Origin of the sequence: Rhizobium sp. CBN3, assembly GCF_030518245.1 — a bacterium.
GTDB lineage: Bacteria > Pseudomonadota > Alphaproteobacteria > Rhizobiales > Rhizobiaceae > Rhizobium > Rhizobium aethiopicum_A.
In genome coordinates, this window is sequence record NZ_JAULSE010000013.1 from 74,582 (window position 1) to 100,574 (window position 25,993).

24 protein-coding genes are annotated in these 25,993 nt (G+C 61.2%); 8 read left to right on the forward strand and 16 right to left on the reverse strand.

The window, feature by feature from the left end; all coding sequences use genetic code 11:
• Window positions 1-3: 3 nt before the first annotated feature.
• The 7 genes from QWJ46_RS20090 to QWJ46_RS20120 all read right to left on the reverse strand — a co-directional run bounded on the left by QWJ46_RS20090 (window position 4) and on the right by QWJ46_RS20120 (window position 7,318).
• Complete coding sequence (locus tag QWJ46_RS20090) at window positions 4-1,014, reverse strand: LacI family DNA-binding transcriptional regulator (RefSeq protein ID WP_302753351.1); 1,011 nt, start codon at window positions 1,012-1,014, stop codon at window positions 4-6.
• A 125-nt stretch (window positions 1,015-1,139) separates the two neighbouring features.
• Complete coding sequence (locus QWJ46_RS20095; RefSeq protein WP_302753212.1) at window positions 1,140-2,150, reverse strand: zinc-dependent alcohol dehydrogenase family protein; 1,011 nt, start codon at window positions 2,148-2,150, stop codon at window positions 1,140-1,142.
• Between the two features lie 38 nt (window positions 2,151-2,188).
• Window positions 2,189-2,959 carry an L-iditol 2-dehydrogenase gene (locus QWJ46_RS20100; RefSeq protein ID WP_302753213.1) on the reverse strand — a complete coding sequence of 257 codons (771 nt, stop codon included), beginning with the start codon at window positions 2,957-2,959 and terminating at the stop codon, window positions 2,189-2,191.
• A gap of 29 nt (window positions 2,960-2,988) precedes the next feature.
• Complete coding sequence (locus QWJ46_RS20105) at window positions 2,989-4,092, reverse strand: ABC transporter ATP-binding protein (protein WP_302753215.1); 1,104 nt, start codon at window positions 4,090-4,092, stop codon at window positions 2,989-2,991.
• Window positions 4,093-4,100: 8 nt separating this feature from the next.
• A complete protein-coding gene (locus QWJ46_RS20110) occupies window positions 4,101-4,937 on the reverse strand; it encodes a carbohydrate ABC transporter permease (RefSeq protein WP_368046097.1) in 837 nt (278 codons plus the stop codon).
• 8 nt (window positions 4,938-4,945) lie between these two features.
• Entirely contained in the window at window positions 4,946-5,854 is a 909-nt protein-coding gene (locus QWJ46_RS20115; protein ID WP_302753219.1) for a carbohydrate ABC transporter permease, read from the reverse strand.
• 150 nt (window positions 5,855-6,004) lie between these two features.
• Entirely contained in the window at window positions 6,005-7,318 is a 1,314-nt protein-coding gene (locus QWJ46_RS20120; RefSeq protein WP_302753220.1) for a sugar ABC transporter substrate-binding protein, read from the reverse strand.
• 332 nt (window positions 7,319-7,650) lie between these two features.
• On the opposite strand from QWJ46_RS20120, the gene QWJ46_RS20125 reads away from it, so the two are divergent.
• Window positions 7,651-8,634 (forward strand): sugar kinase, encoded by a 984-nt coding sequence (locus QWJ46_RS20125; protein WP_302753222.1) that lies wholly within the window; start codon window positions 7,651-7,653, stop codon window positions 8,632-8,634.
• 3 nt (window positions 8,635-8,637) lie between these two features.
• The gene (locus QWJ46_RS20130; RefSeq protein WP_302753223.1) at window positions 8,638-9,906 is read left to right on the forward strand and encodes a D-tagatose-bisphosphate aldolase, class II, non-catalytic subunit; all 1,269 of its coding nucleotides are present in this window, start codon (window positions 8,638-8,640) and stop codon (window positions 9,904-9,906) included.
• A 64-nt stretch (window positions 9,907-9,970) separates the two neighbouring features.
• On the opposite strand, the gene QWJ46_RS20135 is transcribed toward QWJ46_RS20130, so the two are convergent.
• The 7 genes from QWJ46_RS20135 to otsB form a co-directional block, all read right to left on the reverse strand.
• Window positions 9,971-10,735: an SDR family NAD(P)-dependent oxidoreductase gene (locus QWJ46_RS20135; RefSeq protein ID WP_302753226.1), complete on the reverse strand. Its 765-nt coding sequence runs from the start codon at window positions 10,733-10,735 to the stop codon at window positions 9,971-9,973.
• Between the two features lie 42 nt (window positions 10,736-10,777).
• On the reverse strand, window positions 10,778-11,506 hold the full coding sequence (locus tag QWJ46_RS20140) for an SDR family oxidoreductase (protein ID WP_302753228.1): 729 nt from the start codon (window positions 11,504-11,506) through the stop codon (window positions 10,778-10,780).
• A 25-nt stretch (window positions 11,507-11,531) separates the two neighbouring features.
• Window positions 11,532-12,791, reverse strand: a complete 1,260-nt coding sequence (locus QWJ46_RS20145; RefSeq protein WP_302753229.1) for a sugar ABC transporter permease — start codon at window positions 12,789-12,791, stop codon at window positions 11,532-11,534.
• Window positions 12,788-13,606: an ATP-binding cassette domain-containing protein gene (locus tag QWJ46_RS20150; RefSeq protein WP_302753231.1), complete on the reverse strand. Its 819-nt coding sequence runs from the start codon at window positions 13,604-13,606 to the stop codon at window positions 12,788-12,790. Before QWJ46_RS20150 ends, QWJ46_RS20145 begins: the two co-directional genes overlap by 4 nt.
• Before the next feature lie 64 nt (window positions 13,607-13,670).
• Window positions 13,671-14,744, reverse strand: a complete 1,074-nt coding sequence (locus QWJ46_RS20155) for a sugar ABC transporter substrate-binding protein (protein WP_302753232.1) — start codon at window positions 14,742-14,744, stop codon at window positions 13,671-13,673.
• A 208-nt stretch (window positions 14,745-14,952) separates the two neighbouring features.
• Window positions 14,953-15,837 carry an AraC family transcriptional regulator gene (locus tag QWJ46_RS20160; RefSeq protein ID WP_302753234.1) on the reverse strand — a complete coding sequence of 295 codons (885 nt, stop codon included), beginning with the start codon at window positions 15,835-15,837 and terminating at the stop codon, window positions 14,953-14,955.
• A gap of 182 nt (window positions 15,838-16,019) precedes the next feature.
• On the reverse strand, window positions 16,020-16,799 hold the full coding sequence (gene otsB / locus QWJ46_RS20165) for a trehalose-phosphatase (RefSeq protein ID WP_302753235.1): 780 nt from the start codon (window positions 16,797-16,799) through the stop codon (window positions 16,020-16,022).
• Window positions 16,800-16,919: 120 nt separating this feature from the next.
• On the opposite strand from otsB, the gene QWJ46_RS20170 reads away from it, so the two are divergent.
• From QWJ46_RS20170 to repC, 4 genes are all read left to right on the forward strand, one after another.
• Window positions 16,920-18,005, forward strand: a complete 1,086-nt coding sequence (locus QWJ46_RS20170) for an ROK family protein (protein WP_302753237.1) — start codon at window positions 16,920-16,922, stop codon at window positions 18,003-18,005.
• A gap of 1,013 nt (window positions 18,006-19,018) precedes the next feature.
• Window positions 19,019-20,236: a plasmid partitioning protein RepA gene (repA, locus tag QWJ46_RS20175; RefSeq protein WP_302753238.1), complete on the forward strand. Its 1,218-nt coding sequence runs from the start codon at window positions 19,019-19,021 to the stop codon at window positions 20,234-20,236.
• The gene (gene repB / locus QWJ46_RS20180; protein WP_302753240.1) at window positions 20,233-21,222 is read left to right on the forward strand and encodes a plasmid partitioning protein RepB; all 990 of its coding nucleotides are present in this window, start codon (window positions 20,233-20,235) and stop codon (window positions 21,220-21,222) included. Before repA ends, repB begins: the two co-directional genes overlap by 4 nt.
• A gap of 199 nt (window positions 21,223-21,421) precedes the next feature.
• Entirely contained in the window at window positions 21,422-22,726 is a 1,305-nt protein-coding gene (gene repC, locus QWJ46_RS20185; protein ID WP_302753242.1) for a plasmid replication protein RepC, read from the forward strand.
• A 75-nt stretch (window positions 22,727-22,801) separates the two neighbouring features.
• On the opposite strand, the gene QWJ46_RS20190 is transcribed toward repC, so the two are convergent.
• Both QWJ46_RS20190 and QWJ46_RS20195 read right to left on the reverse strand, forming a co-directional pair.
• A complete protein-coding gene (locus QWJ46_RS20190; protein ID WP_302753244.1) occupies window positions 22,802-23,125 on the reverse strand; it encodes a type II toxin-antitoxin system RelE/ParE family toxin in 324 nt (107 codons plus the stop codon).
• Window positions 23,125-23,406, reverse strand: a complete 282-nt coding sequence (locus tag QWJ46_RS20195) for a type II toxin-antitoxin system Phd/YefM family antitoxin (protein ID WP_184458926.1) — start codon at window positions 23,404-23,406, stop codon at window positions 23,125-23,127. The genes QWJ46_RS20190 and QWJ46_RS20195 overlap by 1 nt, the downstream gene beginning before the upstream one ends.
• A gap of 208 nt (window positions 23,407-23,614) precedes the next feature.
• On the opposite strand from QWJ46_RS20195, the gene QWJ46_RS20200 reads away from it, so the two are divergent.
• Both QWJ46_RS20200 and QWJ46_RS20205 read left to right on the forward strand, forming a co-directional pair.
• On the forward strand, window positions 23,615-24,607 hold the full coding sequence (locus QWJ46_RS20200; protein WP_302753248.1) for an LLM class flavin-dependent oxidoreductase: 993 nt from the start codon (window positions 23,615-23,617) through the stop codon (window positions 24,605-24,607).
• Between the two features lie 23 nt (window positions 24,608-24,630).
• Window positions 24,631-25,980: an LLM class flavin-dependent oxidoreductase gene (locus QWJ46_RS20205; protein ID WP_302753249.1), complete on the forward strand. Its 1,350-nt coding sequence runs from the start codon at window positions 24,631-24,633 to the stop codon at window positions 25,978-25,980.
• Window positions 25,981-25,993: the final 13 nt, after the last annotated feature.

Consider the following 25,993-nt stretch of genomic DNA (forward strand, 5'->3'; position numbering starts at 1 on the left):
CCGTCAGGCCGACGCCCGCAGCATCAGTTCGGCATTGAGAAGAATGCGGCCCGCCGGTGCGGTAGGTGCCTCCCCCTCGCCGAGCCGGTCGAGCAGCAGCTCGATCGCCAGCCGGCCGATCTCGTTATAGTTCTGCGCGACCGTGGTGATCGGCGGGCAGGCGTAGCGGGACAGTGGATGGTCGTCATGTCCGGCGACACGCAGGTCATGGTTGGCGCCGTGGCCGACCTTGAGGCCCAGCTGGTAAGCGGCGGCGATGACGCCGAAGGCGACGCGGTCGTTGGCGCAGAGTACGGTGCGCGTCGGGAAGCCCTGGCCCGACGTCAGGATGCGGGTTGCCTCCTCGAAGCCGAAACGCTCGAAATCCCAGCTCTTGCTGTCGACAAGCTCGACTATGCTGGGCGCCATGCGGAATTGCTCCATCGCCTCTAGGTACGCCGTCTGGCGTGTCAGCGCGTTGGTGTTGACATGTGGCATGCCGAAGTAGCAGGGCGGCTCGCCCGAGCGGCAGAGATAGTCGACGATCAGGCTAAAACTCTGGCGATTGTTGGTGCCGACGAAAGAAGACGTCTCATCGAGCGGCGAGTCCACATAGATGAGGGGCACGCTGCGGCCGAGCTCATCGAGCGTCGCATGATGGGATTCGACGCCGAGCGGCGCGATGATCGCGCCGGCGACATTCATCGATTTCAGCGTCTTGATCGCCCGGTCTTCCATCTCGGCCTTGCCGTCCGACGATAGGACGAAGGCGAGGAAACCCGTCTCGTTGGCGATCATCTCGATGCGGCGGGTGAGCGCCATATAGAAGGGATCGGTGGAATTGGGAATGATGACGCCGAGAATATTGCTGCGCCGCCGGTTGAGATTGACGGCGAATATGTTCGGTCGGAACCCCGATTTCTTCAGCGCCTGCTCGATCGTCTCCCGGGTCTTCTGGCGCACGGACATCGGGTCGCTGAAATATTTTGAGACGGTGGGACGCGACAGGCCGACGAACTCCGAAAAGTCCTCCATGGTTTTGATCGTCTTTCCCACCATCTGATCTCCTGACATGGCGTTTCTGACGGCTTTCTAGATGACTCATCGCCGAACGAAAAGCGGTCCTGTCGAGCGGCCGTCATGACGGCGATAGTTCAAGATTAGTCGATGGAGAACTGCACCTTCATCGTTGCCGGATCGGCGGATTTTTTGGTGATGAAAGGCAGCACCTCGCCGAGCGGCAGGCGGTGGGACACCAGCGCCGCCATCGCGCCCCCGTCCCGTTTGAGGATGGCAAGGGCCTCGGGAATGTTGCGGTTTAGCGAATGGGATCCGGCCAAACGGATCTGGCGCCGGAAGATCTCGAAGGGCGAGATGGAAATGCGCTGGTCGGGCGCGCAGACACCGAAGACGAGAACCGTGCCGCCATCGGCGGTGAAATCGATCATGCCTTCCACGACGCGGGCGATTCCGGTCGCATCGGCGACGAAATCGAAGGCCCGGCGGCGTTCCGCGAGTGCCTGGGAACCCGAAACTGTTATCTCCAGCCCCAGCTTTTCCGCAAAGGCAAGCCGTCCCTCATTGATATCGGCGACCGTTACCGATGAAACGCCCTTGGCTTTCAGGGACAACGCCAGCAACAGCCCGATCGGTCCGGCGCCGAAGACCAGCGCGGTCTCCGTTCCCGCGGGACCGGTCCTCAGGCCGGCGCTGTTAAGGCCGTTCAAGACGCAGGCGAGCGGCTCGGCAAGTGCGGCGAGGTTGAAGTCGAGATCGCCGATCTCATAGAGATGATCGGTCCTGACCAGGCTGTATTCGGCAAAACCGCCGTTCTCCGTCACCCCGTAGGCCTTCAGGTCACGGCAGAGATTGGTCAGTCCCTTGCGGCAGGCCGGGCATTCGCCGCAGGGAAGGTTGGGATCGACGACGACCCGGGCGCCGAGGGCAAGGCCGGAGACGTCGCCAGCGACCGCCTCGACCACGCCGGCATATTCATGGCAGGGAACCAGCGGGAAACGGCCCTCGCCGTAACGGCCATGAAGGACGTCGATATCGGTATGGCAAAGGCCGGCCGCGCGCACGCGCACCAGCGCATGGCCGGGCCTCAGCTCCGGCAGCGGCAGTGCCGTGGTGACCGCGACGCCCTTTTCGGTATAACAAATGGATTCCATCTCGCTGGCTCCTGGATTGCCTAGCTGCGGGAGAGCGATCAACTCATCCAGTTGCCGCCGTCGACATTGTAGGTCTGGGCGAGAATGTAATCGCTGTCGGCGGAAGCCAGGAAGACGGCCAGGCCCTTGATGTCGTCAGGTGTGGCGAAACGGCCGATCGGAACGGATTTGGCAACGGCGGCCTTCTTCTCGCCCGGCTTCAAGCCTTCCCACTTGGCGAAATGGGCATCGACGATATCCCAATGCTCGCCGTCGACGACACCGGGTGCGATGGCATTGACGTTGATGCCGTATTTCACCAGCGCCAGCGCGGCCGACTGCGTCGCGGAGATGATCGCTGCCTTCGAAGCACAATAGAGCAGCACCAGCGCCTCGCCGCGGCGGCCGGCCTGGCTCGCCATGTTGATGATCTTGCCACCCCTGCCCCGCTCGATCATGACATTCGAGACGGCCTTCATCATGAACAGCGGTCCCTTCAGATTGATCGAGAAGACCTTGTCGTAGCTCGCTTCGGTGATCTCGTTGACGGGCGCCATGTCGAAGATGGCGGCGTTGTTCACCAGGATGTCGATGCCGCCATGCGTCTGGTCGATCTGCTTGACGACGGTCTCGATGGCCGAAAGATCGGTCACATCGAGCTTCATCGCCGTCGCGGCCGGCCCGATCGCTTCGGCTGCCTTGGCAGCCCTCGCGATATCGATGTCGGCGATGACGACCCTTGCACCTTCCTTGACATAGGCCTCGGCGAAGCCCAGTCCGATCCCGCGCGCGCCGCCCGTGATCAGCGCAACCTTGTCCTTCAGTCTCATGATCTTGTCCCTTTCCCTGGAAAGCGTGTTCAGTGCGTCGAAATGGATGTGTGGTTCATTCTCTCCAGTGCCAGTCCCTGATCATCAAACAGGTGGCAATCGCCGGCATTAAAGGAGAGCCGTACTTTTTCGTGCAGTCGGTGGCTATCCGCGCCGTCCGTCTCGACGATAGCAAGTTGTTCGCGCGCGATCTGCACATAAACATAGGTGTGACCGCCGAGCCGTTCGACGACCATGATTTCGCCCTCGACCAGCCCCTCGGCCCCGATGCTGAGATGCTCAGGGCGGATGCCGAGCGTCAGATTTTCGGCAGGCCGCGTTCGGTTTTTTGCCGGGACCGTCAACATCTTGCCGCCCGGCAGGGTCACGTCAACGCCTGACGGGCCGGCATTCTGCGGCGCAACCGGAATAAAGTTCATGGCGGGCGAGCCGATGAAACCCGCAACGAATTGGTTCGCGGGGTTATTGTAAAGTTCCATGGGGGCGCCGACCTGCTCGATACGGCCGTCGCGGAGCACGACGATCTTGTCGGCAAGCGTCATCGCCTCGACCTGATCGTGGGTGACGTAGATCATCGTCGCTCCGAGCTGGTCATGGAGACGGGCCAGTTCGATGCGCATCTGAACGCGCAGGGCGGCGTCGAGGTTCGAAAGAGGCTCATCGAACAGGAATATGCGCGGCGAGCGCACCATCGCCCGGCCGATTGCCACACGCTGACGCTGGCCGCCCGAAAGCTGCTTCGGCTTGCGATCAAGGAGATGCGCGAGCTGCAAAAGCCCCGCGACTTCGTTGATCTTGGCGTCCCGTTGAGACTGGGGGATGCCGGCGAGCTTCAGCGCGAAGCCCATATTCTCCTTGACCGTCATGTGCGGATAAAGCGCATAGGTCTGGAAGACCATCGCCAGACCGCGCTGGTCCGGCGGAACCTCATTGGCATGATCGCCGTCGATGATGAGATCGCCCTCGCTGATGTCTTCGAGGCCGGCAATCATACGCAGCAGCGTCGACTTTCCGCAGCCCGACGGCCCGACGAACACGACGAATTCACGATCCCTAATGTCGAGGTCGACGCCTTTGATCACGCTAACCGCGCCGAAGGTCTTCTTCACTTCCTTGAGACTGAGAGTAGCCATATCGTTTCCTATTTAACCGCGCCGAATGTCAGGCCGCGCACGAGCTGGCGCTGGGTCATCCAGCCGAAGACGAGGATGGGAGTGATGGCGAGCGTCGAGGCCGCCGAGAGTTTCGCCCAGAACAATCCCTCGGGTGATGAGAACGAGGCGATGAAGGCCGTGAGAGGCCCGGCTTTCGAGGCGGTGAGGTTCAAGCTCCAGAACGCCTCGTTCCAGCACAGGATCGTCGAGAGCAGCGCCGTCGAGGCGATCCCGGGAAGGGTCAGCGGCAGCAGGAGATGCCAGATCTGTTCGAAGGTGCTGGCGCCGTCCATGCGGCTGGCTTCGAGGATTTCGTGGGGGACGTCCTTGAAGAACGAATAGAGCATCCACACGACGATCGGCAGGTTTGACAGCGTGAAGACGATGACGATGCCGCTTCGCGTGTCCAGCAGATTGCTGTCGCGAAACAGGAGATAGATCGGCACCAGCACCCCGACCGCGGGCAGCATTTTCGTGGACAGCATCCACATCAGCAGATCCTTTGTCCGCCTCCCCGGAAAGAAGACTGCGGTATAGGCGGCCGGAATGCCGATCGCCAGGCACAACAGGGTCGAACCGATGCTCTCGATGACGCTGTTCAGCGCATAATGAAGGTAGTCGGCGCGGGCGTTGACGTCGGCGAAGTTTTCGAGCGTCGGCGAGAACAAAAGTTTCGGCGGCGTGGCCACGGCGTCGATTTCCGTCTTGAACGACGTTATCAGCATCCATAGGATCGGGAAGAACATCAGGAATGCGACGGTCCATGCGCCGATCCCGCACCAGAGCTTCTGGGATCCGATGAGCTTGTTTCGTTTTGCCATCATCGTTCTCCTCACGTGTCCAGATTGCGGGCGACGGTGCGGATCAGGAAGGCTGCGACAATATTCGCAAGGATGATCGCAAAGACGCCGCCCGCCGAAGCCGCTCCGACATCCCACTGCAGCAGCGCTTTATTGTAGATGAAGTAGGTGAGCGTGGTGGTGGCCGTGCCCGGTCCGCCCGTGGTGGTGACCTGAATTTCGGCGAAGACGGCAAGAAGGAAAATGGTTTCGATCATCACCACGACGGAGATCGGCCGAAGAAGATGCGGCAGAATGATGTGAACGAAGGTCGACAGCCCTTTCGAACCATCCAGCCGCGCGGCCTCCATCTGCTCCCGGTCGAGCGACTGCATCGCCGTCATCAGGATCAGCGTTGCGAAGGGAATCCATTGCCAGGCGACGATGACAATGATCGAGGTCATCGGGATCTGCACGAACCAGTCGATCGGCGTCAGACCGACGAGCTTCGCGATGTAGGCGAACAAGCCGTTGACGGGATGCATCAGCAGGTTCTTCCAGATCAGCGCGGTAACGGTCGGCATGACGAAGAAGGGTGCAATGATGAGAAGGCGGGCAATGCCTCGGCCGGCGAATTCCACGTCGAAAAGCAGTGCGAACAGCACGCCGAAGCCGACCGAAAGCGCCAGAACGGAAACCAGGATGACGAGTGTGCGGAAAATGGCTGCGAGAAGGCCGTCATCGACGACGAGGTAGGTATAATTGTCGAGGCCGGCGAACCCGGCGCTCAGCGGGTCTAGCAGATTGTAATATTGCAGCGAGAACCAGAGCGTCAGCGCAAGGGGAATAACCATCCATGCGAGCAGAAGGCTGACAGCCGGAGCAAGAAGCGGACCCGTGCGGACCGATCGGCTGGAACGCTTCTGCGTCTGCCGGATGATTGCACCCGAAATCGTCGTCATCGAAAACCTCTTCGCGGGGCGCGCGACGGCCATCAATGGCGGCGATCGGCGGAGCGATTGGGAAGAAACCAGATCCGGAGTTCCGGCAGCCGACACTGCCGGAACCCTCCGGGAGGAGCCCGCGGCCTTAGCCGCGGGCGAGGCCGCTACTCACTTCGGGTAGCCGGCCTTTTTGATGTCGCGCTCGACCTGCTTCTGGGCGTTGTCGAGAGCAGCGTCGACGGTCTGCTGGCCGGCCAGAGCCGCGGAGATCTGCTGGCCGACAATCGTGCCGATCCCCTGGAATTCCGGGATCGCGACGAACTGGACGCCGGTATAAGGGACCGGGTCCTTGGTCGGCTTGGACGGATCGGCCGAAAGAATGGCTTTCAGCACGGTGTCGGCGAAGGGAGCGGCCTTCTGATACTCGGCGAGCTCATAGGTCGACTTGCGAGTGCCGGGCGGGACCGCGACCCAGCCTTCCTTCTCGCCGACCATTTTCACATAGGCCTTGGATGTCGCCCACTTGATGAAGGACTTCGCCGCTTCGGCCTTGGTCGAGGTGGCGGGGATGGCGAGGTTCCACGACCAGGACCAGCTCGATCCGTTCGGCGTGACATTGACCGGGGCGCGGGTAAATGCCGTCTTGTCGGCAACCTGGCTCTGCTTCGGATCGTAGACGCGGCCTGCCGCCGACGTCGCGTCGATCCACATCGCGCAATGGCCGGTCGAGAACAGCGCCTGGTTCTCGTTGAACCCGTTCGAGGTGACGCCCGGAGGGCCGTATTTGGTCAGGAGGTCGACATAGTCGGTCACCGCCTTCTTCCACGGCTCGGAATTGATCTGCGGCTTCCAGTCCATGTCGAACCAGCGTCCGCCATAGGTGTTGATCATGGTTCCCAGGAACGCCATGTTTTCGCCCCAGCCGGGCTTGCCGCGCAGGCAGAGACCGTATTGCTCCTTGGACTTGTCGGTAAGCTTCTCGGCAAATTCCCTGATCTGGTCGTAGGTCGGCTGCTCCGGCATCTTCAGGCCGGCGGCGTCGAACAGGTCCTTCCGGTAAAGGGTGAAGGAACTCTCGGTGTAGAACGGCACGGCGTAAAGCTTGCCGTCGACGGTCAGGCCGGTCTTGATGGGAGAGAGCAGATCGCCATAGTCATAATCGTCGCCGAGATCGTCGAGCGACTCGAGCCAGCCCTGCTTGCCCCAGATCGGCGCTTCGTAGCCGCCGATCGTCAGGATGTCGTACTGGCCGCTCTTGGTCGCGATATCGGTCGTCACCTTCTGACGCAGGACGTTCTCCTCGAGCACGACCCAGTTGAGCTTGTTGCCGGTCTCCTTTTCCCATTCCGGCGACAGTTTCTGCATGATGATCATATCGCCATTGTTGACGGTGGCGATCGTCAGCTCCTCGGCATGCGCCATGCCGGCGGCCAGCGCGAGGCCGGCTGCGGATGCAGACAGAATGAGAGTGAATTTGTTCATGGTCTCCGCTCCTCCTTTACGGGTGTTCACGCATAAACTTACATGCGTAAACTTTCTATCTGCCTGTCTGTTGATATTGTCAAGCAGGATTTACGCGGCCGGTATCTCCCGGTGGGCCGAATTTATGCTGAAAGTATCGTAATGCAGCTGAAAAGGTGGGATTTTGCAGTGCAATGCGGCCCCGACTTTCACTATCGCATCGCAATAAAAACTTATCGCGCGTAAAATTCTTCTTGACTGACTTCGGCAGCCGGGTTACGGCCGAAACGGGACGCGTTTTAGTGACGCGCGGAGCGCGGACGCCGCCGCTTCCCACATGAAGGAGATTGCAGATGCCGTTACCTCACAGGGCACTCGCGCCGGAAGCGCTCGGCCCGACGATCACCGTCGGCGAGATCCTGGTGGAAATCATGGCGACGACGGTCGGCGCCGGCTTCCTGGAACCGCAATCCCTGACCGGGCCCTATCCGAGCGGCGCGCCTGCTATCTTCATCGATCAGGTCGCCCGCATGGGCGGTTCGGCCGGGATCATCGCCAGTGTCGGCGACGACGATTTCGGCCGGCTGAACGTCGAACGCTTGCGCCACGACGGCGCTGATGTGTCCGCCATCGCCACCAGCGCCGACTGGCCGACAGGCAGCGCTTTCGTTCGTTACCGCCAGGACGGAGCCCGCGACTTCGTCTTCAACATTGCCAGATCCGCCGCCGGTCAGATTGCTCTGACGCCTGCGGCCGAGGCGCTGGTCGAGCGCGCCGGCCATGTGCATGTCATGGGAACGGCTCTTTCCATTCCTGGCGCCCGCGAGGTGATCCTCTACGCTATCGAGGCGGTGCGCGCTCGCGGCGGGTCAGTTTCCCTGGACCCCAATCTGCGTAAGGAATTGCTGACGGATGGCGACGCTCTGGGAAGCTTCGACAAGGTGCTTGCTGCGGCCGATCTGTTGCTGCCATCAGGCGAGGAGCTTTTCACGGCCGCTGGGGTGAGCGACGAGGCCGGGGCTGTCGCAAGGCTGCTGGAGAGCGGCATCGGCGAGATCGTTCTGAAGCGGGGCGAGCAAGGCGCGTCCTTCTTCGGCCGCGACCTCGTGCGCGTCGATTGCGTAGCTTTCGCTGTCGAAGAGATCGATCCGACCGGTGCCGGAGACTGTTTCGGCGCGGCCTACCTCACCTGCCGCCGCAAGGGCATGGCTCCGGAGGCAGCCCTCCTCCACGCCAATGCGGCCGGCGCCCGCAACGTGACCCGGCTTGGCCCGATGGAAGGCGTTTCCACTCTCGCCGAACTGACGGCCTTCATCACTGAGACCCCGAGGAGATAGATGATGGACCGGATTTTGACCCGTCTTGCAACTGCGCGGCGCGAAGGCACCCCCTTCGGCATTACCTCCGTCTGTTCCGCTCATCCCCTCGTCCTCAGGGCCGCTATCCGGAGGGCGGTGCGCGACGGTGGGCCGGTGCTGATCGAGGCGACCTGCAATCAGGTCAACCATCTCGGCGGTTATACCGGCATGACGCCCGAAGCCTTCATCCACTTCGTTGAAGGTCTGGCCGCAGAGGAAGGGCTCGATCGTTCGCAGATGATCTTCGGCGGCGATCACCTCGGTCCCAATCCATGGCGCAAGGAAAAGCCGGAGGCTGCGCTCGGGAAGGCCGAGGCCATGGTCGAAGCTTATGTCCGCGCCGGCTTCGGCAAGATCCATCTCGATGCCTCGATGGGCTGCGCCGGAGAACCGGCCGCGCTCGACGACCTCACGATCGCCAAGCGCGCCGCACGACTGGCGCAGGTGAGCGAAAGGACAGCGAGGGCAATCGGCGGGCCGCTGCCTTTCTATATTCTCGGCACCGAGGTTCCGGTGCCGGGCGGTGCCGATCATGCCCTCGAAGAACTCCGGCCGACCGCGGCGGATGCAGCCCGCTCGACGATCGCCATTCATCGCGAGATCTTTTCGCAGGCGGAGTTGGAAGATGCTTTTTCCCGCGTCGTCGCTTTCGTCGTCCAGCCGGGCGTCGAATTCGGCAGCGAGAACGTGGTCGGCTACAGGCCCGAGCTTGCGACTGAACTGACCGCACTGCTCGACGAGGAACCGCAATTCGTCTTCGAAGCTCATTCCACGGATTATCAGACGCGCGATGCCCTGGCGCGGCTGGTGCAGAACGGCTTCCCCATCCTGAAAGTCGGCCCAGGCCTGACCTTTGCGTTGCGCGAGGCCGCCTATGCGCTCGATATGATCGCCTCGGAGATGGTTGCCGGTTACGGCCACAGGCCGTTGGCGGCCGCGATGGAGGCGCTGATGCTGTCGGCACCGGGCGACTGGCAGGCCCATTATCACGGCGACGAGCCGGGTTTGCGTCTGCAGCGGCACTATAGCTACAGCGATCGTATCCGCTATTACTGGAACAGACCCGAGGCCGAAAACGCGTTCGAGAGACTGCTCGGCGCGCTGCGCGGAAAGCCGATCCCGGAGACGCTGCTGCATCAGTATCTGCCGCAGCTTTCGGCGGCCGAAGCCGGCGATCCCGAGACTATATTGATTACCGCGGTCGACCATGTGCTGGCCGATTACCAGAGCGCCTGCGGCACGGCGCCCTGAACTTTTCCGAGCAAAAAGAGGACGCCTGCTGCCGGACGGAGAACCCGCCCTCCCCTCTCGACGCTTACCGCGTCGTATAGCCGCCGTCGATAACAAGCACCTCGCCGGTGATATAACTTGCCGCCGCCGAGCAGAGGAACAGGGCCGCACCCGCCACCTCTTCCGGCTGCCCGACACGTCCCATCGGCGTCATGCTGCGCCAGGTCGGGAACCAGTCTGGATTGGCGATGCCGCCGCGTGACATGTCGGTCTCGATATAGCCGGGAGCAATGGCATTGACGCGGATGTTCTCGGCGGCGACTTCGCTTGCCAGGCTCTTCGTCATCATATGGACCGCCGCTTTGGAGGCGTTATAGGCGACCTGGTTCTGCGGAATGTTGGACACGATGCCGGAGATCGAGCCGATATTGAGGATGACGCCGCCGCCCTGGCGCCGCATGGGTGCAAGTGCTGCGCGGCAGGCGCGGAAGACGGCGTCGACATTGACTGTCATGATCTCGCGCCAGATGGCATCGGAGAATTCGCCGCTATCGCCGTGAATGGCGATGCCGGCATTATTGACGAGGATATCGAGCCGGCCCCCCCGTGAGAGGGTTTCGGCAACGAGGGCATCGGCGGCATTATCTTTCATCATGTCGGCGGCGACGAACTCGCAATCGACGCCGGCCTTGGCGAGCCGCTCTTCCCCGGCCGCGCTGCGGGTTCTTCCGCTGATGAAGATTTTGGCACCCGCCTCGCCGAGCGCTTCGGCGATCGCCAGGCCGATGCCGCGCGTGCCGCCGGTCACAAGCGCCACCTGTCCGTTCAGGCGAAATCTGTCGAAGATCATGGCCGTTTCCTTTCTGTGGCTACGGGAGGCCGGCGCATCTGCTCAGATGTCGGTGCTCTGCGGCAGAATGACGAGGTCGCGGATGGTGACGTTGCGTGGGCGCGTCAGCATGAAGAGCACGGCTTCGGCCACTTCTTTCGGCTCCATCAGGCCACCGGCGGCGAGTGCCTCGTCGAGCTTCTCCTGCGGCCAATCGCTGAGAAGGGCGGTCACGACAGGCCCCGGCGCGACGGCGCCGACCCGCAAGCCGTGCTTGGCGACCTGGCGCCTGAGGGTGTGGACGAAGGCCTGGACCGCATGTTTCGAAGCCGTATAGATCGGCTCCCAGACCACCGGGACCAGGCCGGCGACGGAACTCGTCAGGATGATATCGCCGGTCTTGCGTCCGACCATGTGCGGCAGAACGGCGTGCACCGAACGAAAGGCGGCGTTGATGTTCAGGTTGAGCATGCGATCCCACGCGTCCGGGTCGCCATCAAGCACTTCGCCGCCGATATAGGAGCCGGCATTGGCATGGAAAATGTCCAACTGGCCCGCTTTCTCCAGAATAGCCGGCATCATCTGCGTCACGCTTTTTGGATCCAAGAGATCGACGACCAGGGGAATGGCCTTTTCGCCGAGTTTCGAGCACACATCTCTCAATGCCTCTTCGTTGCGGTCGATCAGCACGACGCGGGCGCCTGATGCAAGCATGATCCTGGCGCACTCCAGGCCGATACCCGACGCCGCCCCCGTGATGGCCGCGGCTTTTCCAGACAGATCCTGTCCCATTTTCTTCCTCTGCTTTCCTGTTGATTTAGGCCCGGCCGTGCGAAATGCGCGATCGGCGTGCCAGCGAGTCGACGATGACGGCGACGGCAAGAACGGCCCCCGTGATCATGTAACGAAGCGATGACGACAGATCGAGGAGCGTCAGACCGCTCGCGATCGACTGAATGACGATGATGCCGAGAAGGGCCGAATAGGCGCTGCCGCGTCCGCCGAACAGGCTGGTGCCGCCGATGACCGCCGCAGCGATGGCGTTGAGATTGACGTCGCCGGTGCCGGCCTGCTGACTGGCCGTCGCCAGTCGCGCCGCCGAAAGCACGCCGCCGGTCGCGGCCAGCAGGGCGCACATGACGAAGGCGCTCGCATAGATGCGCGATACGTTGATGCCCGAGCGGCGGGCAGCCTCCCTGTTGCCGCCGACGGCATGCATGGAGCGGCCCCACTTCGTCCGGGTCAGCGCATAGTTCATCGCTGCGACGAGGCCGACGAAAAGTCCGAACATCCAGGGAATGCCGCGCGATTGGTTGAGATAGAAGGCGACCGCTTCCAGGGCGAGGGTAATGATGACGGCGCGCAGGAGCAGTCCGCCAACGGATTTCGAGGACAAGCCCGCCGCCCGTCGGCGCGCCGCCGTGCGGTAGCTCGCGAAGAAGAAGGCAAAGCCGGCAACCGCCACCAGCAGATAGGCGACCGGGTCGGGCATGACCATGATCTGGCCGAAGTTCACCAGCCAGGACCCATAGGGAAGATTGATCGAACCGGTTGCTCCAAGAATATAGAGCTGCAGGCCGAGAACCGCGAGCAGTCCGGACAGCGTGGACACGAAGCTCGGCATCCCGAAGCGGTTGAACAGGAACGCGTAGAGCGAGCCGATCAGAGCGCCGACGATCATCGCGGCGAGCACCGCCACGACCACCGGCCAGCCCTGATTGACCCAGAAGACGCCGGTGAGCGCCGAGGCAAAGCCGCTGACCGAACCGACAGAGAGATCGATCTCGCCGACGATCAGGATGCAGACGATACCGAGCGAGATGACGCCGACCGTCGAGCAGTCGAACAGCATGTTGACGAGGTTGGCGCTTGAGAGAAACACCGGATTGAGCGCCTGGAACACCGTCCAGATGATCGCCAGGCCGACAATCACCGGCAGCGAGCCGAGGTCGCCCGAGCGGATGCGGTCCCAGAAGGCGCGGACCGACCCGGCAAAACTGTCGTCATGGCGCACTCTTTCGTCGCGCCGGTCGAGAAGCGCGGGTGTTACCGGCTCGTTCTGAATGGTCTTCATCATGGCCTGCCCTCCTCATTCTCTTGGCTTTGCGCCTTGCGGCGCATCGCGCGGCGGGAGACGGAATTGTTGGATGCGCCGGTAATCGCGCTGACCAGCTCTTCGTTGGACGCGTCGGGCATGAAGGTGCCGTTGTTGCGGCCGAGCCGGAGGACGACGATACGGTCGGCGACGGCCCGCACATCCTCCATGTTATGGCTGATCATGATAACGCCAAGGCCGCGTTCACGCACGCGTTCGATCAGATCCAGCACCTCGGCCGTCTGGGCAACGCCGAGTGCGGCCGTGGGTTCGTCGAGCATGATCAGTTTCGGTTCGAGCAACAGCGACCGGGCGATCGCCACGGTCTGACGCTGGCCCCCGGATAGCGAGGCGACGGGCTCGCGCACGCTTGGGATTCGCGCGGAAAGTTCGTTCAGCAGCTTCCAGGCGCGGATCTCCATCGCGACCTCGTCGAGCTGGAAGGGATTGAGCTCCTTTCCGAGAAAGATATTGGCGACGACGTCGAGATTTTCACAAAGCGCCAAATCCTGGAACACGGTCGCTATGCCCAGATTGAGCGCAGCGCTGGGGCTCGATAAATCTGCCTGTTGGCCCTCGAACAGGATGGTGCCCGAGGTCGGCTGGTGGACGCCGGCCAGAATCTTGACCAGTGTCGATTTGCCGGCGCCATTGTCGCCCACCAGCGCCACGACCTCGCCGGCATGCACGTCGAGTTCGATGTCGGTCAGCGCCGACACCGCTCCGAAATTCTTCGAAACTCCGCGCAGGCTGAGGACGGGCTGGCGCAAGTCAAAAGTGTGAGAGGTGTCAGACATCGCCTGGCCTTTCCGAAAAGCGAAGCGGAAGCGCGACCGATGGCGGCCGCGCTTCCCTGGCGGATTACTTGATAATGCCGAGCTTCTTGCAGCCCTCGGCGTAACGACCGGTGCAGAGCTCTTCGGCAGTGTTGATCTTCTTGTCGATGATCTCGGCCTTCAGGTTCTCAGCGGTCACGACAGCCGGCACGAAAAGCTGTGCCGGCGTGTCATAGAGCGTCATCTCGGCCTTGATCGTCTCGCCTGCCAAGAGCTTCACGGCGACGTCGGCAGCGGCAGCGGCGACGATTTCGCTCGGCTTGGAGATCGTGTTGTACTGATCCCCCGATATGATGAGCTGCAGCGCCGCGATCGTCGCGTCATTGCCGGTCACCGGCGGCACGGGATCGACGCCGGCCGCCTTGAAGGCGGCGATGGCGCCGCCGCCGGTGCCGTCATTGGCGGCGACGACTCCGACGATTTGTTTGCCGAAGCGGGTGATCTGTCCGGCAGCCCATTGCTGGGCATTCGCCGGCTGCCAGTTCGGCGTATCGAATTCGGCAAGCGTCTTGTATCCGCCGCTCGCCAGACCCTCGTGAATGCCGTCCTTGATCAGCCCGGCGGCGGCATCGGTCGGCGAACCGTTGATCTGCAGAATGCCGCCGCCGTCGGTCGGCACGTTCTTCGCCTTCAGATGCTGAACGAGCGATTCCGCAATCGCCTTGCCGATCGCCTTGTTGTCGAAGGAGACATAGAAATCGGCCTTGCCCTTCGGGATCGGACGGTCATAAGCGATGACCTTGACGCCCTGACTTTGGGCGAGCTGAACGAGCGATGCGGCCGCCGCCGAATCCACCGGATCCAGCACGATGACCTTGGCGCCCTGGGTGATGGCCGAATTGAACTGCTGCTGCTGTTTGGCGATGTCGGCATCGGCATTCTGGTAGATGACCTTGCAGGACGCACAAAGCTTCTTCATTTCGGCAACGAAGCCCGGATGGTCGTGCTCTTCATATCGGGTCGAGCCCTGGTCGGGCATGAGGAATGCGACGGTCGCATCCGCAACAGCGCCTTGTGCAAAGGCGGAAGTCCCGCCGAGCAAGGACAGCATAAGTGTCGCGGCGCCTGCCGCTCTCGTCGAAGATTTCATCATTTCCATCTCCTCCCATTGGAAAAAATCGTGTAGTCCATGATTGCAGTGTTCTGCTGTGCCGTTCGGCTGAATGAGCGGCTGTGCCTGTCCCAGCCGTTTGCTGTTTCTGGACAAGCGTCTCCTCTCGCGAGCCGCTCTTCGCGCGCTCACGTTCAAGCCTGCGTCAGTTTTCGTTCCTCCTCCTTGTCCTCCCTATTGCCGTCTTCGGCGGAACTTATGCCGCCTTCGCCACGTTGATATTGTCACCCAACAATCGCCGGAAGCGGGATGGTGTCATGCCTTTTTCCGCGAGAAACTGGCGGTTGAAGTTGGACAGATTGTTGAAGCCAACCTCGAAGCAGATGTCGGTGATCGACGCATGGTCGTCGCTCATCAGGATCTGGCAAGCGAGATTGATGCGCAGGCGTTTCACATATTGCACGAGCGACATGCCGGTATGACGGCGGAAGGCGCGTGAGAAGGCGCCTGTCGACTGCCCGGCGATCGCCGCGAGATCGGTTTCGTCGAAGGATTTCGTCAGATTTTCCCGGATATAAGCGAGCGCCTTGTTGATGCCGGCCGACATATAGCCCGAGGGATCGGGCAGATAGCTGGGGCTTGCGAGAAGCTGCGCATCCTGCGCCCGGCTGAGCAGCCCGACGATCATCATGAAGAGCTCGATACGGCGTACGCCCTGGGCCTGCTGCACCTCGTTCATCAGAGGCGCCACCTGCCGGCTGGTTTCACTGCCGAAGAGCACGCCCCGGCGGGACGCTTCGAGGACCGGCTCGAAGGGACCGAGCTCGGGCAGCACCTTCATCGTGTCGCTGATAAAATTCTCGCTGAACTGGATAAGCTGGCATCGAAGCGGAATGCTCGATCCCTTCGGGACGTCGCTTATCCAGTTGTGAGGAAGATTGGGGCCAGCCAGCACCAGATTGCCCGGTTCGAACTCGCCGATGAAATCGCCGACGAAATAGCGTCCCGTGGTCGCCACGACGAGATGCAGCTCGTATTCCGGATGAAAGTGCCAGCGAACGGTGTGATAGGGATAACCATGCGCCTTCGTTGCGAAGGATTCGCCCGGTCTGATCTGAACGACTTCTAAGTCAGGTTCCATCGATCCTCCTCCGAGGGGCGGTTCTACGTCCGCCTGCCAAATTCCCTTTTGGCTTTATTATTATGACGAGTGTAGTGGGCTCGCTTCATGCCCGCCACCACGATTCCCGGCCAAAACCGATACTTTTTTGATGATTGACGCTACGCCGGCGGCGCAAAGACGACGGCAATCTGAAATTCATCTCAGGCGGCCAGGGCGGCAATGACATTCCTGACCAGTGCAGCCGAAGACAGCCGGCTCGTGGCGCAGCTCGGGGCGCCGATGGCCCCGACACGCACGGAAACGCCGCCGCGCGCATTGGCGATCGCAAACATCGACTCGTCGGTCAAATCATCGCCGATGGTAATCGGGCAGCGGTTCTTGAAAGGATCGGACTGGAAAAACCGCTCAAGCGCATCGCCCTTGCTCGACCGTGCCGGTCGGAGCTCGAACACCCTTTTACCGAGCTGCAACGCCCAGTTCGGTCCGGCAAGTTCCGCATAGTGGTGCATGCGCTCTTCAATGACTTTTTCATATTCGGGCGCCAGCCGGTAATGCGCGGCAACGGCTGCCCCCTTATCCTCGATCAGAACTCCCGGATAATGTTCGGCTTCGGCGGTCAATGCATGTTTCAGCGCCTGGAATTCGGGGGTCGCCTCGACCGTATGCATTCCGGCGGCGCTCCTGATCTCGGCGCCATGCAGGCCTGCGGTTGGAAATGCAAAGGGCTTGAACAGCTCGTCTGCATAGGCAAGCGAGCGCCCGGTGACCAGCGCCAAGGCGCCGCCGAGCTTGTTCGAAAGGCGATGAAGGTGTCCGGGCAGGTCTTCTGGGACCTCAATCGCATCCGGCGTAGGCGCAAGGTTAAGCAGCGTTCCGTCGATGTCGAGAAACATCGCCCAGTGCTCCGGTTCCTCCAGTACCATTGAAAGCATTTCCTGCGTAGCGGCGTCGTTCTGCACGGCATTCTCCAAATTCTGCAATCATTGAAGCTAGGTCGCCGGCCGACGAGGACAAGATGAGTTAATGAGCTCCGGAACATCCAGAGGCTGCTCGGCGTTTTATTCTGCCGCCTGCTCGACCCCTCGCGGAAAGGGACATTGATGGCCAAACGCAATCCGGAGCCCCGTGACGGGGCGAGTGCCCCATTGGCGCATGGCGCGATGGTCCTGCCGTTGGTAACGATCGACGACTACAACAATGAATTGCGTGACAAGAATGGTTTCGTTGGCGACAACGCCAACAAGAAGACCTTTCAGCAGAAGATCGAGGATTGGAGAAACCATGTCCGCAAGTTCGGAGACGATCCGCTCGGCAGGGTCGAGACGACGAAGCTTTCCAAGAAAAAGATCGAGTCTCTCCTGAAGGGAGACGACATGGAGGCCGCCGCACTGATCATGGGAGCGGTGGAGGACTTCGCACAGGATTTTGCCGAGGTTATCAAAAAATTCCTCAAGGACGAGCGCTGGTCCAAGACCGAGCGCATCGTCGTCGGCGGCGGCTTCAGGCAAAGCCGTTTCGGGGAGCTGACGATCGCCAGGACCATGGTTCTGCTCAAGGCGGCCGGCATCGATATCGAAGTCATCCCGATCGTCCACCACCCCGACGAGGCTGGACTGATCGGCTCCGTCCACCTCATGCCGTCCTGGATGTTCAAAGGCTATGAGGCGATGCTGGCCGTCGATATCGGCGGCACGAACGTCCGTGCCGGAGTCGTCGAGTTCGGAAAGGAAAAAAAACTGCACTTTGCCGATGCGAGTGTCTGGGAATCGACCATCTGGCGTCACGCCGACGACGAGCCGAGCCGCAGTGCGACGATAGAAAGGCTGGCGGCGATGCTGCAGGAACTGATCGATAAGGCAGAAAAGGCGAATCTGAAGCCGGCCCCGATTATCGGGATCGGCTGTCCCGGTATCATCAAGGCAGACGGCTCGATCGAACGCGGCGGACAGAACCTGCCAGGCGGAAATTGGGAAAGCGACAGCTTCAACCTGCCCGCCGCGCTGATGAAGGCCATTCCCGCAATCGGCGATCACAGCACATTCGTGATGATGCACAATGACGCCGTCGTGCAGGGCTTGTCGCAGATCCCTTTCATCGACGACGTATCGACATGGGCGGTGCTGACCATCGGCACAGGGTTGGGCAACGCCCATTTTACCAATCGAGAGGGAATGAAAGCGCGGTAGCCTCGACCAAGAACGGGAAAGCGGCCGGCAAAGCAATGATCATGTCCCCCCTGCGCGCGGATCGCAATATGGAGTCGGCCGGCGCTGTGTCGCCCTATGGTAAATAACAGGTAAACAACGAGGAATTCCGTAGACGGAAGCAAATTCGCCCGTAGGTTCCGCTAGGCAGGAGGTGATTTCCGGAGGGCAGGTCGGCATGGGACCGTTCAACGATCATACCTCTCGAGACACGATTCGCATGGCGCGAGCGTTTGCAATCCTCACAGTCGACGGTCACATGCGACTGTTCTCTGCGCCCAGCTCAGCTGCGGACGCAATTCGTGACTCCTGTAATACGCATAGTCCGACCAGAACGCGGCCGTCGTATTCGCGGGCATGCCGTCGCATTGTCGCTGTCGCAAGCGCCATCTCGGGGGCGATGCTTGATTGAGCCCCTCTCCTTTTCCGCCGCACATGGAAAAGATGGTGATAAAGTCGCCGGGCGGTTCTCCGCCGGTTCAAATTGCGCTTATCTCTCCTTCACGCAAGCTCACATGCAGACGAAAGATGGAAGATGAACTTCAAGGGAATAAGCGCTCCGCTCAATGCCGGCCGTCTCGAACAAATGCTCGGCCTTGCCCCGTCACGCCGCGATCCCGAATCCCAAGATGGAAATGTCAAGTCTTCCGGTGTCGAGCCCGTCCGCGGCTTGGAGGACGAAAGCCTCTGCCGTTCGTCTGCCTATAAATAAGAAGCGGCATTTACCTGGGCGGTCTGTGTCAAGCGACGACAGTTACCCCCACGATGAGTCGGCGGTGGCTTTCACGCCCGTCGAGAATGACGTCGGGCCGGCGTCGGCGATGCGGATTCCTCGCCGTTGTCAGCTGACAATTGCGCTAAGATTCCGGAATTCCACGCATTTTTTTCGATGAATTCAGTTTGTTATATATTGGCTAACCAAGAAATCGCTTGACGGAATCGCCAGACTCACGATCATTTGCGCAAAATTGCCCGATTTATCAGGATTTGCGTGAATGCCGACCAAGGCCGCGATTGTTGAGAAAGCCAGAAGAGCGAGTCAAGTCTCGATCGACGAGACGATTGCGCAGGACTCGACGATGCTCAGCAGCCAGCTCCAGGTGCTGTTCGAGCGGTTGTTTTCGCCCGATGCCCGCAAATCGCTGCGGCGATTCAGCAGCACCGAGGCCGCGAAGCTGCTCGGCGTCACCGACAGCTATGTTCGCCACCTCACCGCCCAGATGGAAAGCATCAATCCCGAAAAGACGGCGGCCGGCCGCCGTGTCTTCTCGCTCGAAGAAATCCATGCGATGCGCCAGCATCTGGGGCGCACCAAACCCTCCTATCTGCCGACGCGCCGGCCGGGCGACCATCTCCAGGTGATCGCCGTCACCAATTTCAAGGGCGGATCCGGCAAGACGACAACGTCAATCCATCTGGCGCAGTTCCTGGCGCTGCGCGGCTATCGTGTGCTCGCCGTCGACCTCGACCCGCAGGCGTCGATGTCGGCGATGCTCGGATATCAGCCGGAGTTCGATGTCGGTGAAAACGAGACACTCTACGGCGCTATCAAATATGACGAGACGCGCCGCGACGTGGCCGACATCGTCCGCCAGACCTATTTCCCCGGTCTCGATCTCATTCCGGGCAATCTCGAACTGCACGAGTTCGAGCACGATACCCCGAAGGCGCTGGCCGAGAACAATCGCGACGACAAGGACATGTTCTTCATGCGGGTCGGCAATGCGCTGCATTCGCTGGAGCAGAGCTACGACGTCGTCATCATCGATTGCCCCCCTACCCTCGGCTTTCTGACGCTGTCTGCTCTCTGCGCTGCGACTGCCGTGCTGATCACCGTGCATCCACAGATGCTCGACGTGGCGTCGATGAATCAGTTCCTGACGATGACCTCCGATCTTCTGGCCGTCGTCAAACAGGCGGGCGGCAATCTCGAATATGACTGGATGCGCTATCTGATCACCCGCTATGAGTCCAATGACGGTCCGCAGGCGCAGATCGTTGCCTTCCTGCGCAGTCTGTTCGGCGAGCGTGTGCTGACCTCGATGATGGTGAAGTCAACGGCGGTTTCGGACGCTGGCCTGTCCAAGCAGACGATCTACGAGGCGGGCCGAGAGACGATGCATCGCCAGACCTATGACCGCGGCGTCGAATCCGTCGACAACGTCAATGCCGAGGTCGAGCAACTCATCCGCAGTGCATGGAGCAGGACATGAGCCCAAAAGGTCGCGATATCCTGAAGAGCATGGTCGGTGCCGTCGAACCGGCACGGCCGGAGGCGCCAAACGCGCCGCCGCCGCATCGACCATCGGGTGCGGTCAAGGCGATGAACCTGTCGCTGGGACGGCTAGGAGAGGAAGCAGCGGCCGCCAAGGCCCTGCGTGAGTCCCTCGCCTCTGGCGACAAAGTGCTGGAGATCGATCCGGCTGTCGTCGAAATGTCCTTTATCCGCGACCGCATCCCGGTCGACAAGGATCCTGAGTTCGAGCGATTGAAGCAGTCGATCCAGGAAAGCGGACAGCAGGTTCCGATTCTTGTGCGCCCGGACCCGGTAAAGGCCGGGCATTACCAGGCCGCCTATGGCCACCGGCGCTTGCGTGCGGCCGCGGAGATCGGTGTTCCCGTCAGGGCGGTGGTGCGCAAGCTCACGGATGAAGAGCTGATCCTCGCGCAGGGTCAGGAGAACGGCCCGCGTGTCGACTTGAGCTTCATCGAACGGGCGCTGTTTGCGCGACGCATGGATGAACATGGCTTCAGTCGCGACATGATTGCCCAGGCGCTGGCGACGGATAAACCGGAAACGTCACGGCTGCTGCAGGTGGCGCAGACGATCGATCCCGAGATCATCCTTACCATTGGACCGGCGCCGAAGGTGGGGCGTCCCCGCTGGTTGGCCTTTGCCGAAAAATTCAGGGAGACAGGCGGGCGGAAGAAGGTGCAGGCCGCAATCGCTGGCGCCGCTTTCCATGCGCTGGAGAGCAATAGCCGGTTCGATGTCATCTGGAAGGCACTGGAGGAGAAGGGCACGCCGCAGCGGGTCGAGCAGACGCTTCGGACGCAAAGCGGCGGGACGCTTGCTTCGGTGAGCCGCTCGGGCAAGAGCTTTCGCATCACCGTCAAATCGGCGGCATTTTCGGAATTCCTGGCTCGGCGGTTGGCAGGCCTCGCCGCCGAATTCGAAGAGGAAAATGAGGGAAAATGAGGCAGTTACACTAATTGTCAGCTGACAATTTGAACAGGAGATAACGCGCAAAAGAAAAAAGCCCCCGAACGTCACCGTCACGGAAGCTTTCCTCGTAGTCTTGAACACCTCCGAGAATCGCACTTCCGAGAATCGCTGTCAAGAGTTTTTGGCGCCGTTTAGGTGAGCGGATTTCTTTTGCCTCATCGAGGTGGAAGAGATGGAAACCGGAAGTATAACGACGCCCTTTGGGCGGCGGTCGATGACGCTTGGAATGCTCGCAAACCAGGTCATGGCAGGTGAGATCAAGCCTGATCAGTCGGTCGACAAATGGAAACTGTTTCGCGCGTTGTGCGAAGCAAAGCCGTTGCTCGGCATCACCGATCGCGCGCTTGCGGTGCTCAACGCGCTGTTGAGTTTTTATCCGAAGAACGAACTGGCCCAGGAAAACGGCTTGATCGTCTTCCCGTCGAATATCCAGCTGTCGCTCCGAACGCATGGTATGGCCGAACAGACCGTGCGGCGCCATCTTGCCGCACTTGTCGAGGCAGGGCTTCTGTTGCGCAAGGACAGTCCTAATGGCAAGCGCTATGTCCGCAGGGACAGGGCAGGGGAGGTCAACGAGGCCTTCGGCTTCTCGCTGGCGCCACTGCTTGCCCGGGCCGAGGAGATCGAGCAGCTCGCAGCCGAGGTGATGGCCGAGCGGCTGCACGTCCAGCGCTTGCGCGAACGCATCACCCTCTGCCGGCGTGATATCGCGAAGCTGATCGAAGCGGCCGTCGAGGAGGACGTACCAGGGGATTGGCAGGGGCTGCATCAGGAATTTCGGGACTTGGTCGAAGGCCTGCCGCGGTCGCCGACGACAGCCCAGATCGAACAGCTGCTGGATGAATTGACAGCACTTCGGGCAGAGATCCTTAACCGGCTGGAAATTCAGATTAAATCAACAAAACAGCGCGGCAATGCCCGTTATATCGAGCGTCACATACAGAATTCAAATCCCGAATCCATTTCTGAACTTGAACCAGGCTTCGAAACGAAGCAGGGCGCAGCGGCGGCGCAAGACAATGGGCGAGGGGCCGTGACGATGGAAGGGAAGAAGCACGAGGATGCCGAGATGACCAGGCCGGAGGAACGGCAAGGCGGGGGGCCGGGCGGTCGCCATGATGCCGGCGGACTGAAATCCTTCCCGCTTGGCCTGGTCCTGCAGGCCTGCCCGGAAATCCTGGCCTACGGGCCGAATGGCGTGATCCGCAACTGGCGCGAGCTGATGAGCGTCGCCGTCACGGTTCGATCGATGCTGGGCGTCAGCCCGTCGGCCTATGAGGAGGCGTCAAATGTGATGGGTGCTGAGAACGCGGCGACCGTGATGGCATGCATCCTGGAACGCGGAGGCCACATCAATTCAGCCGGTGGTTATCTTCGCGACCTGACGCGGCGAAGCGAAAAGGGAGAATTCGCGATCGGCCCGATGCTGATGGCGCTCCTGCGCGCAAATGCGCCGGCTGGCCGAAAGGTTGGGTAGGTCCTCGACGGTTGCCGGTGGTCGGTGGATGCCGGCGAAACATGTCGAAACGGGGGAGGGGCGATGTGCGGAGTTTCAGCGAATAAGCCTTCGCTCCAGGAAAGCCTGCATATCGCGGCGTCCGTCCACCACGCAATAGACGACGACGTCGGTGCCTATGATGCGATAGATCATACGCCAGGGTTTATGGTGCAGTTCCCGGTATTCGGAGATGCCGATGCTGACCAGTTCCTTTGGGATATTTCCGCGGGCGGGGAGTTCTTCGAGGTCGGCACAGGCGTTCTCGATTTCCGTCAGGATGCGTTCCGCCGTTTCGGTGCCGTCGCGACCGGCGATCAAACGATAGAGATCCTCGACGTCGCGCTCCGCGTCTTCGGCGAAAAGAACACGATACGGCATCAGGACTGGCTGTCGGCCAGACGCTTGCGAATGTGCGCGAAGGATTCCGCAGCGGGGCGCGTCTTACCTTCCTCGACTTGCCGATTGGTGAGCGCCAGCACCTTCAGGAGCGCCAGGGTCTCCTGCGTTTCTTCATACTGGCCGACATCCTGAAGGATCGCTTTCGCTTCGCCATGAAGAGTAATGACGACAGGCTGCGGGTTGTCCTTCAGCGTCCGGATGATTTCGGGCGCATGCGCCTTGAGATAGCTGATCGGCTTGACCTGTTCTGACAGCTTCATGCGATAACTCCGTTTCGACCAGAATATAGATCATCAAATGGTCGATTGGAAGAGTTCAGGCCAGTCATCCGAACATGCGGCTCAGGCGTTCAGGCGCGCCTCTTTTTTCCCCTCAGCGGCTCCGAAAGAGAATGTCGTTTCTTATAATGGATTTTGTCTACTGATTTTATAGATTAAGCTTTGCAACCATTGGGCGGATCATGGCGTCATGACTTACCTCCTCAGCCTTCTCGACAAAAGCCCGATCGAACAGGGCCTTTCCGCTGCCGATGCGCTGAGGGCGACGGTAAAGATCGCCAGCCGGGCCGAGGAGCTTGGTTATCACCGTTTCTGGGTCGCCGAACACCATAACATGTCCAACCTGGCGAGCTCCGCACCGGAGGCGTTGATCGCCTATCTCCTCGCCAGGACCTCCAAGATCCGCGTCGGCTCCGGCGGAGTCATGCTGCAGCATTACAGCGCCTACAAGGTTGCCGAGACATTCAATCTACTGGCATCGCTGGCGCCCGGCCGCGTCGATCTAGGCGTCGGCAAGGCGCCGGGCGGTTTTCCGCTGTCGACGCGGGCTCTGCAGCTAGCCGTCGATCCGTCCAGGAAGCCGGATTTTGCAAGCCAGCTTTCCGATCTAAACACCTATCTCGCTGCCGACCCCAATTACGCCGGCGCGCAGGCGACGCCTTTCCCGCCGATGGCTCCGGAACGGTTCCTGCTCGGCGCCAGCGTCGAAAGCGCTGAACTCGCTGCCGAAAAGGGCTGGGAGCTCGTCTTCGCCGGCCACCTGAACGGTGATCCTGACAATCTCAGCAGGACGTTCGAGGCCTATGAGCAGGCATCCGGCGGTAAGCGCCCGATCCTCGCGCTCGCAGCCTTTGCCGCCGAAAGCGAGGAATATGCCCGCGAACGGGTCGGCAATCTGCGCATTGTCAAGGTGTTCCTGCCGAACGGCCAGACCGTCAATGTTGGCAGCGAGGAGCAGGCGGCCGAATTTGCCCGCCAGGCAGGCGTCACCGATTACCGCATCGAGGAGAAGGTGCCGAGCGTACTCCACGGCACGGCAAAGCAGATCCGCGGCGAACTGGACGAGCTTCACCGCCGCTACGGCGTCAAGGAGTTCGTGCTCGACACGCCGGCGCTTTCAACTGCCGACCGCCTTGCCTCCATCGAGCTGCTTGCCGCTGAGCGGCTTTCCCTCGTCGCCTGACCGTTTCCAAGGAGGATACACCCATGGCTCAGAAACACGTCACGTTCGGCATCATGCTGCAGGGTCCAGGCGGCCATATGAATGCCTGGAAACACCCGAGCGGACCGGCCGATGCCAGCGTCAATTTCGACTTCTTCGTCACGACGGCGCGCAAGGCGGAGGCGGCCGGCATCGCTTTCGCCTTCGTCGCCGACGGGCTCTATATCAATGAGCAGTCGATCCCGCATTTCCTCAACCGGTTCGAGCCGATCGCCATTCTCTCGGCGCTGGCGGCCTCCACCTCGAAGATCGGCCTCGTCGGCACGGTCTCGACCTCCTACAGCGATCCTTTCACCATCGCCCGCCAGTTCGCCTCGATCGATCTCATCAGCGGCGGCAGGGCAGGGTGGAATGCGGTGACCTCGCCGCTCGAAGGCTCGGGGCGCAATTACAGCCGCGAACATCCCGAACACGAGCTGCGCTACGAGATCGCTGAGGATTATATCGACGCGATCAAGGGCCTCTGGGATTCCTGGGACGACGATGCTTTCGTGCGCAATCGCGAGACTGGCGTCTTTGTCGACAAGGCGAAGATGCATCGCCTCAACCATAAGGGCCGTTTTTTTCGCGTCGAGGGGCCGCTGAACATCGGCCGTTCGAAGCAGGGCCAGCCGGTCGTCTTCCAGGCCGGCGCCTCGGATTCCGGCATCAGGCTCGCCGGCAAACATGCCGACGCCGTTTTCACCAATGGCGGGCCGTTCGAAGAGGCGCAGATCTTCTACCGCCAGCTCAAGGACAGCGTGATTGCGCATGGCCGCAGTGCCGCGGAAGTCGGTATCTATCCGGGTATCGGGCCGATCGTCGGCGCGACGCCCCAGGAGGCGGAAGCCAAGTACCAGGCGATCCGCAATCTCGTCACGATCGAGGAGGCGCTCCTCTACCTCGGCCGCTTCTTCGATCATCATGATTTCAGCGTCTATCCGCTCGACGAACCGTTCCCTGAACTCGGCGATATCGGCAGGAACAATTTCCGCGCCACCACCGATCGCATCAAGAGGACGGCGCGAGAAAAGGGGCTGACGCTGCGCCAGGTCGCGCTCGATTCAGCAACGCCGCGAACTGCCTTCATCGGCACCGCCGAGAATATCGCCGGCGAGATCATCCGATGGGTGGATCATGGCGCCGCCGATGGCTTCATCCTCGGTTTCCCCGTCATCGCCGAGGGCTTCGACGATTTCGCCCGATACGTCCTGCCGATCCTCACCGAGCGCGGCTATTTCGATCCTGTTCTGAAGGGCGAGACGCTGCGCGACCATCTGGGCCTGCCCTTCCGCGAAAGCCGCTATGCGGCCGCTACGGATGAGCTCGAACGCGGAAAGGCTGTCGGCGCCTGAGGCGCCGGCGAAC

What these genes read in the sequence shown, in the direction of transcription:
- repC (WP_302753242.1), top strand. Translation starts at nt 21,422, where the DNA reads ATGGAAACCGGAAGTATAACGACGCCCTTTGGGCGGCGGTCGATGACG.
- QWJ46_RS20115 (WP_302753219.1), bottom strand. Translation starts at nt 5,854, where the DNA reads ATGACGACGATTTCGGGTGCAATCATCCGGCAGACGCAGAAGCGTTCC.
- QWJ46_RS20125 (WP_302753222.1), top strand. Translation starts at nt 7,651, where the DNA reads ATGCCGTTACCTCACAGGGCACTCGCGCCGGAAGCGCTCGGCCCGACG.
- QWJ46_RS20135 (WP_302753226.1), bottom strand. Translation starts at nt 10,735, where the DNA reads ATGATCTTCGACAGATTTCGCCTGAACGGACAGGTGGCGCTTGTGACC.
- QWJ46_RS20100 (WP_302753213.1), bottom strand. Translation starts at nt 2,959, where the DNA reads ATGAGACTGAAGGACAAGGTTGCGCTGATCACGGGCGGCGCGCGCGGG.
- QWJ46_RS20150 (WP_302753231.1), bottom strand. Translation starts at nt 13,606, where the DNA reads ATGTCTGACACCTCTCACACTTTTGACTTGCGCCAGCCCGTCCTCAGC.
- QWJ46_RS20190 (WP_302753244.1), bottom strand. Translation starts at nt 23,125, where the DNA reads ATGCCGTATCGTGTTCTTTTCGCCGAAGACGCGGAGCGCGACGTCGAG.
- QWJ46_RS20170 (WP_302753237.1), top strand. Translation starts at nt 16,920, where the DNA reads ATGGCCAAACGCAATCCGGAGCCCCGTGACGGGGCGAGTGCCCCATTG.
- QWJ46_RS20090 (WP_302753351.1), bottom strand. Translation starts at nt 1,014, where the DNA reads ATGGAGGACTTTTCGGAGTTCGTCGGCCTGTCGCGTCCCACCGTCTCA.
- QWJ46_RS20095 (WP_302753212.1), bottom strand. Translation starts at nt 2,150, where the DNA reads ATGGAATCCATTTGTTATACCGAAAAGGGCGTCGCGGTCACCACGGCA.
- QWJ46_RS20145 (WP_302753229.1), bottom strand. Translation starts at nt 12,791, where the DNA reads ATGATGAAGACCATTCAGAACGAGCCGGTAACACCCGCGCTTCTCGAC.
- QWJ46_RS20160 (WP_302753234.1), bottom strand. Translation starts at nt 15,837, where the DNA reads ATGGAACCTGACTTAGAAGTCGTTCAGATCAGACCGGGCGAATCCTTC.
- QWJ46_RS20120 (WP_302753220.1), bottom strand. Translation starts at nt 7,318, where the DNA reads ATGAACAAATTCACTCTCATTCTGTCTGCATCCGCAGCCGGCCTCGCG.
- QWJ46_RS20200 (WP_302753248.1), top strand. Translation starts at nt 23,615, where the DNA reads ATGACTTACCTCCTCAGCCTTCTCGACAAAAGCCCGATCGAACAGGGC.
- QWJ46_RS20155 (WP_302753232.1), bottom strand. Translation starts at nt 14,744, where the DNA reads ATGGAAATGATGAAATCTTCGACGAGAGCGGCAGGCGCCGCGACACTT.
- QWJ46_RS20140 (WP_302753228.1), bottom strand. Translation starts at nt 11,506, where the DNA reads ATGGGACAGGATCTGTCTGGAAAAGCCGCGGCCATCACGGGGGCGGCG.
- QWJ46_RS20105 (WP_302753215.1), bottom strand. Translation starts at nt 4,092, where the DNA reads ATGGCTACTCTCAGTCTCAAGGAAGTGAAGAAGACCTTCGGCGCGGTT.
- repB (WP_302753240.1), top strand. Translation starts at nt 20,233, where the DNA reads ATGAGCCCAAAAGGTCGCGATATCCTGAAGAGCATGGTCGGTGCCGTC.
- QWJ46_RS20110 (WP_368046097.1), bottom strand. Translation starts at nt 4,937, where the DNA reads ATGATGGCAAAACGAAACAAGCTCATCGGATCCCAGAAGCTCTGGTGC.
- QWJ46_RS20130 (WP_302753223.1), top strand. Translation starts at nt 8,638, where the DNA reads ATGGACCGGATTTTGACCCGTCTTGCAACTGCGCGGCGCGAAGGCACC.
- QWJ46_RS20205 (WP_302753249.1), top strand. Translation starts at nt 24,631, where the DNA reads ATGGCTCAGAAACACGTCACGTTCGGCATCATGCTGCAGGGTCCAGGC.
- repA (WP_302753238.1), top strand. Translation starts at nt 19,019, where the DNA reads ATGCCGACCAAGGCCGCGATTGTTGAGAAAGCCAGAAGAGCGAGTCAA.
- QWJ46_RS20195 (WP_184458926.1), bottom strand. Translation starts at nt 23,406, where the DNA reads ATGAAGCTGTCAGAACAGGTCAAGCCGATCAGCTATCTCAAGGCGCAT.